This is a genomic window from Stenotrophomonas sp. FR012 (assembly GCF_047520565.2).
Taxonomy (GTDB): domain Bacteria; phylum Pseudomonadota; class Gammaproteobacteria; order Xanthomonadales; family Xanthomonadaceae; genus Stenotrophomonas; species Stenotrophomonas sepilia.
Map to the genome: position 1 here is coordinate 511271 of NZ_JAXBQL020000001.1, position 10762 is coordinate 522032.

At 67.4% G+C, this 10762-nt stretch carries 7 protein-coding genes and 2 tRNA genes; 2 read left to right on the plus strand and 7 right to left on the minus strand.

Going from position 1 to position 10762, the window contains the following annotated elements; all coding sequences use genetic code 11:
- The 7 genes from pgaA to ACM0O9_RS02525 all read right to left on the minus strand — a co-directional run bounded on the left by pgaA (position 1) and on the right by ACM0O9_RS02525 (position 7076).
- Positions 1-2028 (minus strand): poly-beta-1,6 N-acetyl-D-glucosamine export porin PgaA, encoded by a 2028-nt coding sequence (gene pgaA, locus ACM0O9_RS02495; RefSeq protein ID WP_414604117.1) that lies wholly within the window; start codon positions 2026-2028, stop codon positions 1-3.
- Between the two features lie 342 nt (positions 2029-2370).
- Entirely contained in the window at positions 2371-3576 is a 1206-nt protein-coding gene (locus ACM0O9_RS02500) for a CynX/NimT family MFS transporter (protein ID WP_235649384.1), read from the minus strand.
- Positions 3577-3800: 224 nt separating this feature from the next.
- A tRNA-Pro gene (locus ACM0O9_RS02505) sits at positions 3801-3877 on the minus strand.
- Between the two features lie 140 nt (positions 3878-4017).
- Positions 4018-4094, minus strand: a tRNA-Pro gene (locus tag ACM0O9_RS02510).
- Between the two features lie 55 nt (positions 4095-4149).
- Positions 4150-4266 carry a cytochrome bd-I oxidase subunit CydX gene (gene cydX, locus ACM0O9_RS02515; RefSeq protein ID WP_005410354.1) on the minus strand — a complete coding sequence of 39 codons (117 nt, stop codon included), beginning with the start codon at positions 4264-4266 and terminating at the stop codon, positions 4150-4152.
- A 53-nt stretch (positions 4267-4319) separates the two neighbouring features.
- Positions 4320-5471, minus strand: coding sequence for a cytochrome d ubiquinol oxidase subunit II (gene cydB, locus ACM0O9_RS02520; protein WP_069139781.1), 1152 nt, complete (start codon positions 5469-5471; stop codon positions 4320-4322).
- 15 nt (positions 5472-5486) lie between these two features.
- Entirely contained in the window at positions 5487-7076 is a 1590-nt protein-coding gene (locus ACM0O9_RS02525; RefSeq protein ID WP_053501033.1) for a cytochrome ubiquinol oxidase subunit I, read from the minus strand.
- 228 nt (positions 7077-7304) lie between these two features.
- On the opposite strand from ACM0O9_RS02525, the gene cydD reads away from it, so the two are divergent.
- Together cydD and cydC are read left to right on the plus strand one after the other, a co-directional pair.
- A complete protein-coding gene (cydD, locus tag ACM0O9_RS02530; protein WP_065178265.1) occupies positions 7305-9050 on the plus strand; it encodes a thiol reductant ABC exporter subunit CydD in 1746 nt (581 codons plus the stop codon).
- The gene (cydC, locus tag ACM0O9_RS02535; RefSeq protein ID WP_065196625.1) at positions 9047-10720 is read left to right on the plus strand and encodes a thiol reductant ABC exporter subunit CydC; all 1674 of its coding nucleotides are present in this window, start codon (positions 9047-9049) and stop codon (positions 10718-10720) included. The genes cydD and cydC overlap by 4 nt, the downstream gene beginning before the upstream one ends.
- The last annotated feature ends 42 nt before the right edge of the window (positions 10721-10762 follow it).

A 10762-nucleotide genomic window follows, 5' to 3' on the forward strand; every position in this document is an offset into this window, starting at 1 on the left:
TCAGTCTCCCCAGCGCAGTGCGGCTTCGAAGCCGATATGACGCTCGCGGTGGCCGTCGTAGACCGGCCGCGACCAGCGCACGCCGTATTCGAGCACGCGGCCCGGGCCCAGCTGCCACTCGTGCATGTAGGACACCGTCGGCACCAGCGCACTGCCGAACCCGTCCTGCCAGTAGTCACCCAGCGAGACGGTCAGCCGGTGCCGGAAGTGGCGCTCGTAGTGGCGCCACAGCTGCTGGTCGATGCGCAGGCCGATCTCGACCATGCGGTCGCGCTTCGGATTGAAGTAGGGCGCGTCGTCGCGGCTGCCGCGGCTGGTATAGGCACTGGCCAGGCCATCGAGCAGCCAGCGCGGGCGGGTCAACAGGCGCTGTTCAATGCTGGTGCTGAACAGTTCGCGATGGTTGCCGTCGTCGTAGCGGAAGCGGCTGGCACCGAGCATCCAATGGGTGAGCTCGCTGCGCCGGTAGTCCACCTGTGCGCTCACGCTGTCGGCGCTGATGCCGGCCGCGCGTGCCTGCATCGAGGCGTCTGGATCATTGCGCGCGGCCACCAGGCCGGCGTGCCAGTAATCGTTGAACTGCCAGCCGACGCCGACCCGCAGGCCGGTATCGCCGATGTGGTCGTTGGCGCGCAGGACGGCCGCTTCCGCATCCAGCTGCCCGAAGCGGTAGCGCACGCCCGCACCCAGCCACAGGGGATCGATGCGCTGGTCCTGGAAATCGGTCGAGCGCCGGTCGGCCAGGGCGAACAAACGCCAGCGGTCATCAAGGATCGGTGTCTCCACTTCCACACCATAGCGGCGATCGTTGTTGCCCAGTGGCGAGGTGCCACCGCCACCGGAGCTGCGGCCGATGTCGGTCCATGCCTTCAGCTGCCAGCCGCGATGCGCACGCCAGGCCTGGTCCATGCGTTCGACAGCCGGTTGGGTGGGATAGCGTGCGACCAGGTCATCGTGCAGCGGCCGCGCCAGGTCGTCGCGCTGCAGGGCGACGTAGGCCTCTTCCATGCCCAGCCGCGGTTCGATGTCACGCGGGTCCAGCGCGTGTGCCATCTGCTGCCGCTGCAGCGCCCTGCGTGGCCAGCCGCGCATCATGTAGACGCTGCCCAGCGCACTCTGCAGGCCTCCGTTGCCGGGTGCGATGTCCACCATCGACTCCAGGTCGTGCTGCGCGGTGACCAGGTCGCCGCTGTAAGCGCGCACCATTGCCAGGTTGAGATCGGCCTCGTAGCGTGACCAGTTCGCGTACGGTGATTTGCCGTTGCTCCAGCGCCACGCCGGCTCCTTGTCGCGCCATGCCTGCAGCAGGTCGATCGCCTTTTCCTGCTGCTCGCTTTCCAGGTAGGCGTAGGCCAGTTCCGAATGCGAGGCGTCGCGCGCCGGATCGCCAGCGACGGCCGCCTGCAGTACCGGAATGGCTTCTTCCGGGTGCAGGGTGCCCATCAACGAATCGCCCACGGCAGGCAGCACGTAGTCGGGCAGGGTGTGGCCTTCGGCCTGCAGGGCTCGTGCTTCCTCACGCACCTGTACATGGCGGCCCAGCCGGTTGAGCAGGATCAGCCGGTCCATGCGGATGCGCAGTGGGGCCTGCGAGGGTGGGGTGCCTTCGCCGCCGACGTAGCGCTGCATGCGCGCCAGGGTCGACTCGGCTTCTTCCAGGCGGCTGTCCTCGCTGCTGCTGTAGGCCAGGCTCCAGACCACGAGTTTGGCCAGGTAGTCGCCTTCCAGGCGCTGCTTCTGGGCGTCGTCGAACAGCTGCGGCCGCTGCTGGTACAGCTCCCAGGCGCGCCAGGCATTGCCGATGTCGCCCAGGGTCAGCACGCGCAGCTTGAACAGCAGATCGTCGTTGGGCTGCTGCTGGCTGGCGCGCTCGATTGCGCCGAGCGCATCCAGCCAGCGGGCCTGGTCGCGGTAGCGGCCGATCTCGGCCAGGGCCGCGTCGCGGTCGGACGGAGCCGCGCCGCTGGTCCAGGCCAGAGCGGTGCATGCGAGGCCGACGCAGAGCGCCAGCCGGCGGTGGACAACCATTGGGGACCCCCTTGGCTTCCGAACCAGACAACCTGCGAAAATGTGACGCAAGTCACATGCCAGTATTTGGCGTGGTCGTGGCCCGCGTCACTCCCTTCGTGCGTTCCCGCCCATTGAAGACGGATACAACCCGGACAGCGACCTGCAATGTCTTGTCTGAAACGAGAGTCCCCCGCACACCGAGTGGTGGCCTGGGCGGCGCTGCCGCCCCCATGCCCGATGCCGGCACGCGGCAAGGAAGGGCATTCGTGGGCACTATCCGCCCGGAATTGTCAGTTCGGCGTCAAGATTGCCCGGTGTCTGACGAGCGGTAGGCGGGGCCGTCTGGCGGCCCCGGCCGGGCTACCAGAGATCTTCCAGCTTGCGGGGCTTGCAGGCGACCCACGAGGCGCACAGCATCAGGGTGGCGCAGCCGAACAGGAAGCTGAACGGGAGCGTCCAGCCATTGCTGACGGTATGCAGCCAGCCGACCAGGAACGGGCCCAGGCAGCTGAAGCTGTAGCCCACGCCCTGCATGAAGCCCGACAGCGCGGCCGAGCCGGCCGGGGTGCGGGTGCGCAGGTTGATCAGGGTCAGCGCCAGCGGGAAGGTGGACGGGCCGACGCCGAGCAGGCAGGCCCACAGCAGGGTAGCCTTCATCGGCGCCAGCAGCAGCCCGGTGAAGGCGATCACGAACGAGAAGAAGCCGATCAGCACCAGCGGGAACGGGTTCTGCATGCGTACCGCCATCGACGGAATGACCAGTGACGGCAGCAGGCCCAGTGCCGAGAACACCGCTACCATCACGCCACCGAATGCAGGCGTGCCACCGGCCTCGACCACGATGCGCGGCAGCCAGGTGAACATCGAATAGGTCATCAGTGAGGTCATGCCGAACATCAGCGTCATGCTCCAGCCCAGCGACGTGCGCCAGACCTTTCCGTGCGGCTGCGCGGTGGGATCGGCGGCGTCGGCCAGCGGCTTCGGTGCGCGCCTGGCCAGCACCAGCCACGGCAGCGCGGCGGCCAGTGCAAGCAGCGCCCACATGCCCAGCGACACGCGCCAGCCTGCAGCGTTGGCCACCGGTACTGCCAGTAGCGCCGGCAGCATCGTGCCCAGCTGCAGCACGCTGATGTAGAGCGTGCTCATGGTGCCGACCTTGTTGGCGAAGTAACGCTTCACCAGCGGCGGCACCACCACGTTGCCGATGCCCATGCCGGCCAGCGCGATTACCGAGCCCAGCAGCAGCGTGCCGACGTTGCCGGCGCTGGAGCGCAGCAGCAGGCCGGCCATCGCCATCAGCATTGCCAGCAGCGTAGTGCGTTCCAGGCCCAGGCGCCGCGCCAGTGCCGGCGTGGCCACGCCGAACAGCGCGAACGAGGCGGTCGGCAGCATGCCCAGTACGCCGGTCATGGTGGTACCGAAGCCGAACTGCTGGCCGAGCACGTCCAGCAGGGGCGTGATCGACGTTACTGCGGTGCGCAGGTTGATCGCTGCCAGCAGGATGGCGGCGAAAGCCAGCACGCGCCCGTGCAGCAGCGACGGCGAATCGGAAGTGGAGGAACTCATCGGTGGTCCTTGCAGGTGTCGCACGCCGCGGCAATGGCATGCAGCGCCGGCATCGGTCTACGCCGAAGCGGCAGGTGGGGGAGTGGTGGCTGCAGGTGGGCCGGCAGCGCGGCCATTGTACGTGTGCGCTCCGGCAAGGTCCCGTCATGCGGGCGGCCTGGCGCCGGGTACAAAAAAACCCGGAGGACAGTGATGTCTTCCAGGCTTCTTGGTGACCACCGAAGTGGTCGGGGAGACAGGATTCGAACCTGCGACCTCTACGTCCCGAACGTAGCGCTCTACCAGACTGAGCTACACCCCGAAGGGAGCCGCCTATTCTAGCGATTCACCCCGATGGCGGCAAGGGGTGAATGCTGTTTTCTTCACACTGCCGAAGCAGTGCCACCTCAGGGAACAAAAAAGCCTGGATGACTTCACCAGGCTTCAATGCGACCACGTGAGTGGTCGGGGAGACAGGATTCGAACCTGCGACCTCTACGTCCCGAACGTAGCGCTCTACCAGACTGAGCTACACCCCGAAGGAGCCGCCTAAGATACCGTGTGAAGGCCAGGGCGGCAAGGTTTTTTTACAGCTCAGCGACGATTTTCTTTCTCGATGCGGTTCTGCTCGCGGGCTTCGAACCACATGCCGTTGAGGATGGCCACCGTCGAGGCGAGGCCGGCACCGAGAATCCAGGCGAAGTACCACATGGTCAATCTCCTTTGTTCAAGAGTGTGCCGACCGTCGGCCGGCACACCGGCAATCAGTAGGCGTTCGGGTTGTTGCCCATCTCTTCGGTGGTGGTCTTGCCCTTCAGCACGCGGTACACCCAGGTGGTGTAGGCGAGGATGATCGGCAGGAACACCGCCGTGGCCAGCAGCATGATCCACAGGGTCAGGTGGCTGGACGAGGCATCCCACACGGTCAGGCTGGAGGTGGGCTGGCTCGAGGACGGCAGCAGGAACGGGAAGATGGCGAAGCCGACGGTCAGGATGATGCCGGCGATGGCCGCACCGGAGGCGATGAAGGCCAGGCCACCACGACGGGCACGCAGCAGCACCGCACTGGCCAGCAGGCCCGCCAGGCCGAGCAGCGGGGCCAGGATCGTGGCCGGCATCGCGCTGTAGTTGCGCATCCAGCCACCGGCGGCGCCGAGTTCGGCGGTCTTCAGCAGCGGATTGGTGGCGCCATCGGTAACCACCTGCGAGGTGATCTGGTAACCCGGCAGGCCGAAGGCCACCCAGGCGCCACCCACTGCGAACAGCACGAAGGCGATGATTGCCGCGATGCTGCCGAAGCGGGCAGCACGATCGGCCACCGGGCCGTCGGTCTTGATCACCAGCATGGCCGCACCGTGGGCGACCAGCATCGACACGCTGAGCAGGCCGGCCAGCAGCGCGAAGGGCATCAGCAGGCCGAAGAACGAGCCGGTGTAGAAGATGCGCATGCTGTCATCGAAATGGAACGGAACGCCCAACAGCACGTTGCCCACGGCCACGCCCATGATCAGTGCGGGAATGAAGCCACCAATGAACAGCGCCCAGTCCCAGGTGTTGCGCCAGCGTTCGCTGGGCATCTTGCTGCGGAACTTGAAGCCGACCGGACGCAGGATCAGGGCGAACAGGATCACGAACATCGCCAGGTAGAACCCGGAGAAGCTGACCGCATACAGCGGCGGCCAGGCGGCGAAGATCGCGCCGCCACCCAGGATCAGCCACACCTGGTTGCCTTCCCAGACCGGGCCGATGGTGTTGATCACCCGGCGGCGCTCGGCATCAGTGCGGGCGACGAAGGGCAGCAGGGTGCCCACGCCCAGGTCGAAACCATCCATCACGGCGAAGCCGATCAGCAGGATGCCGAGCAGCAGCCACCAGATCACGCGCAGCGTGGTGTAGTCCAGAAGAATGAAATCCATCTTGGTTCTCCTGCCTCAGGCCTGGCCGGCGGCCGGCGCCGAGGCATTGTGGGAAGCATGCGGCTGGGGCGACTGCAGCGACGGCAGCAGTTCGTCCGGCCCCTTGCGGATCGCCTTGAGCATCAGCTTGATCTCGACCACGATCAGCGCGGTGTAGATCGCGGTGAAGCCGGCCAGGGTCAGCACGATTTCATGCAGGGCCAGGCCCGATGCCGCATAGAAGGTCGGCAGCACGCCATCGACCGCCCACGGCTGGCGGCCGTATTCGGCGACGAACCAGCCGCACTCGATCGCGATCCACGGTGCCGGCAGCGTCCACAGGGCCAGCTTGAGGAACCAGCGCTTGTCCTGGAAGTTGTTGCGGCACGAGTAGTAGAAGGCCAGCGCGAAGAAGGCGATCAGGTAGAACCCCAGGCCGGCCATCACGCGGAAGGTCCAGAACAGCGGCATCACGCGCGGCACCGTGTCCATCGCCGCCTGCGAGATTTCCTGCGGGGTGGCGTTGAGGATGTCATCGCGATAGCGCTTGAGCAGCAGGCCGTGTCCCAGGTCCTGCCAGTGGCGGTCGAACATCTCGCGCGCTTCCACGTCGTTCTTGTTCGCACGCAGGCGTTCCAGCGCGCCGTAGGCGAGCTGGCCACCGCGCACGCGGTGTTCGGCGCGCTCGACCAGTTCCAGGATGCCCGGAATCGGCTGGTTCAACGAACGGGTGGCGATCAGGCCCATCAGGTACGGGATCTTCACCGCGTAGTCGTTCTGGTGGGTGTCCTGGTTCGGGATGCCGAAGGCGGTGAAGTCGGCCGGCGCACGCTCGGTCTCCCACATCGCTTCGATCGCGGCCAGCTTCATCTTCTGGTGTTCACTGGCGGCGTAACCGCTCTCGTCACCCAGCACCACCACCGACAGCGATGACAGCAGGCCGAACGCTGCGGCCACCGCGAACGAACGACGGGCCAGGTCCTTGTGCTTGTTGCGCAGCAGGAACAGGGCGCTGATCGCCATCACGAACACCGCACCGGTCACATAACCGGCGCTGACGGTGTGCACGAACTTGGCCTGCGCCACCGGGTTGAACACCACCGCCATGAAGTCGACCACTTCCATGCGCATGGTTTCCGGGTTGAACACCGCACCGGTCGGGTTCTGCATCCAGCCGTTGGCGACCAGGATCCAGATCGCCGACAGGTTGGTACCCAGCGCCATCAGCCAGGTCACCATCAGGTGCTTGACCTTGGTCAGGCGGTTCCAGCCGAAGAAGAACAGGCCGACGAAGGTGGCTTCCAGGAAGAAGGCCATCAGGCCTTCGATGGCCAGCGGCGCACCGAAGATGTCACCGACGTAGTGGCTGTAGTAGGACCAGTTCATGCCGAACTGGAATTCCATGACGATGCCGGTGGCGACGCCCATGGCGAAGTTGATGCCGAACAGGACGCCCCAGAACAGGGTCATCCTGCGCCAGATCTCCTTGCCGGTCATCACGTACACGCTCTCCATGATGGCCACCATGAAGGACAGGCCGAGGGTGAGCGGTACGAATAGGAAGTGGTACATCGCGGTCAGCGCGAATTGCAGCCGCGACAGTTCTACGACTGTCTGATCAATCATGGCCTGGCTACCTCGTTGGATAGTGCCGTTGCAGGTGGCGGGAAGGGTGGTCTACGACGTGAATGATGTGACCGACTACTTCAAACAGCCTTGATCCAGATCAATGTATGAACAGGTGCCCCGGTTGATCGTATGCCAACCTGATGAAGACTGCGACTGCTGGCCGCAGAGGCCGGCCATTGCCTGCGCCTACAATGCCGTGTCTCCCCCGTTGCCCGTGAAGACCCCTTGAGCGCTGCCGAAACCTCCTCCGTCGCCCTGTCCCAGGACGCCGAAACGACCCGCCAGCGGCGCGCCCGCAGCGCGTGGCTGGCCGATCTGGCGCGGCCTGCTCGAGGCCGCCAGCGGCTGGCGGCACTGTGCATCAGCCTGTCCGGTGCCCTGTTGATCGGCCAGGCGGCCGCCATCGCCTGGCTGGTGCAGCAGGTGCTGGTAGAGCGCGCGCCGCTGGCCTCGGGGTTGCCGGTGCTGGGCGGTCTGGCGGCGATCCTGGTGGCGCGCACGCTGCTGGGCAGCGCCACCCAGGCCGCCGCCGGTGATGTGGCCGATGCCGCGCGGTTGGCCCTGCGTGAACGCGTGTTCGGACGCCTGCTTGGCCTGGGGCCGCTGTGGCTGCGCCAGCGCCGCACCGGCGAACTGGGCGAACTGATGCTGCATCACGCTGATGCGATCGAGAGCTATTACAGCGGTTTCCTGCCGGTACGCACCGAAGTGGTGGTGGTGCCGCTGCTGATCCTGGCCGCCGTAGCCTGGGTCGACTGGGTGGTGGCGCTGATCCTGCTGTTCACTGCACCGTTGGTACCGTTCTTCATGATGCTGGTGGGCTGGGGGGCCGAAGCGGCCGGCCGCGCGCAGCTGGGTGAGCTGGCGCGGATGAGCGGCCATTTCGCCGACCGCATCAAGGGCCTGGGCCTGCTGCGCCTGTATGGCCGCGGCGAGGCTGAGCTGGAGGGGATCGAGGCAGCTGCCGAAGGCGTGCGCGTGCGCACCCTGAAGGTTCTGCGCATCGCTTTCCTTTCGTCCACGGTGCTGGAGTTCTTCGCCTCGGTCAGCGTGGCGATGGTCGCCCTGTACCTCGGGCTGAGCTATCTGGGCATGATGTCGCTGCATGCAGCGGTACCGACGCTGGGGGCGGGCCTGTTCTGCCTGCTGCTGGCGCCGGAATTCTATGCGCCGCTGCGACGGCTGGCCGCGCACTACCACGACCGTGCCAATGCGCTGGCTGCCGCTGCTGAGGTGGAGCGCCTGCTGCAGTCGCTGCCCGGTGAGCAGGGCCTGATCGAGAACGAAGCCGCGCCGCTGGCGGTGGAGCCGGCCGAGGCCGCGCTGCCGCCGCTGCGGGCACAGGGTCTGGTGCTGCGTCCGCTGGGCGCGCCGCACGATGTGCTGCAGGATCTGGACGTGCTGCTGGAACCGGGCCAGCGCCTGGCCCTGGTCGGTCCCAGCGGGTCCGGCAAGAGTACGTTGCTGGAGGCGCTGGCCGGTTGGCTGCCGCCGCGTGCCGGCAAGCTGCAGGTGCGTCCCGGCGTGCAGGTGGCCTATGCCAGCCAGCGTCCGTACCTGTTCCACGGCAGCATCGCCGACAACCTGCGCCTGGCCGATCCCGGCGCCAGCGATGCGCGCCTGCGCGCGGTGGCCGAGGCTTCGCAGGTACTGCAGTTTGCGCAGCGCCTGCCGCAGGGGCTGGATACGGTGATCGGCGAACGTGGCTTCGGCCTGTCCGGTGGTGAGGCGCGTCGCATCGGCCTGGCCCGCCTCCTGCTGCGTGATCCGCAGGTGCTGCTGCTGGACGAACCCACCGCGTTCCTGGATGCCGATACCGAAGCGGCATTGCTGCGCAGCCTGGCCGCATATGCACGTGGCCGCAGCGTGGTGGTCGCCACCCACAGCCCGGCGGTGATCGCCTGGGCCGATCGTTGCCTGCTGCTGCCGGAAGGCCGCCTGGTGGAACCGGCACAGGCGGTGCGCGCATGAGCCGTTCGCCCGATTCGCTGCGCGCGGTGTTCCTGCGCCATCGTCCGCGCCTGTTGCTGACGATCCTGTTGTTGTGGACCACGATGCTGGCCGGCACTGCATTGCTGGGCCTGTCCGGTGGTTTCCTCACCGCGGCCGCGCTGGCCGGTGCCGCAGGCCTGGGGCAGGGATTCAATTTCTTCTCGCCGTCTGCGGGTATCCGTGGCTTGACCCTGGCGCGCATCGTGTCGCGCTACTTCGAAAAGCTGGTGGGCCACGATGCCACCCTGCGCATCGCCCGCGATCTGCGCGTCTGGTTCTTCCGCCGCGCGCTGCCACTGGCGCCGGCACGGCTGGGCGCTACGCGCACCGGCGAGCTGCTGGCGCGACTGCTGGGCGACATCGGCGAGGTGGATGGCCTGCTGGTACGGGCGATCGGGCCGCTGGTGGCACTGGGTGCGCTGTCGGTGGTGGCGGTTGCATCGGCGGCGCTGATCCTGCCGTCGGCGGCAGTGCTGCTGGCGGTGCTGGCGCTGCTGATCGCCTTCGGTGTGCCGTGGCTGGGCGTGCGTGGCCACGATGAGGAAGAAGCCGACCGCGCCGCGCATCGCGCCGCATTGCGCACCGCGGCCTTTGAAGGGTTGGAAGGGGCGGGAGATCTGGCCGCGCTGCATGCCGATGCCGCGTGGCAGCTGAAGGTGCGCGTGGCAGCCAAGCAGTTGGCCTCGCGTGACCGCCGCCGTCGCTGGCGCCTGGTCGCGGCCTCGACCCTGCACGGCCTGGTGGCCGGGCTGGGCCTGGTGGCGATGCTGGCGTTGGCCCTGCACGCCGCCGAACGGCAGCGCATCGCGCCGGAGATGGCGGCGGGCCTCGTGTTCCTGACCGTGGCGTTGATCGAACTGTGGGCCGGCATGGGCCTGGCCTGGCAGTCGCTGCAGTCCGGGCGCATTGCCGCAGATCGCCTGCAGGCGATCGTCGAGCAACCGCCGACGGTGGACGATCCGCAAGTGCCACAGCCGGTGCCGCAAGCCGCGCGCGTGCATTGGGACGATGTGCATTTCCAGTGGCCGGGCGCGGCGCGGCCGGTGCTGTCCGGTCTCCAGCTGACCCTGGCGCCAGGCGAACGCATTGCCATCCGCGGCGACAGCGGCAGTGGCAAGACCACGCTGTCCAGCCTGCTGCTGCGGCTGTGGGATCCGCAGCAGGGGCGAATCACCTATGGTGGCCGCGATCTGCGCGACGTCGCCCAGGCTGAGTGGCACCAGCAACTGGCGTGGCTGCCACAGAACGCACCGGTGTTTGCCGGCAGCGTGGCAGAAAACCTGCGGTTGGGCGATCCCGATGCCAGCGACGCCGCCTTGTGGGCGGTCCTCCGTCGCGTGCGCCTGGGCGACTGGGCCGAGCGCAACGGTGGCCTGCAGGCCTGGGTGGGCGAGAACGGCGCGACGATGTCGGCTGGCCAGGCGCGACGGCTGGCGCTGGCGCGGGCACTGCTGCGCAACGCGCCGATCCTGCTGCTGGACGAACCAACCGAAGGGTTGGACGTGGATACTGCACGTGCGCTGCTGCAGGATCTCTCCGGGTTGCTGGACGGGCGCAGCCTGTTGATGATCACCCACGACGACCTGCCCGAAGGCGTGGTCGATGCGCAGTACCGGTTGCGTGATGGGGTGTTGGAGCGCGAAGCGTGACAACACCCCGGTAGTGGGGGGGGGGGGGGGGGGGGGGGGGGG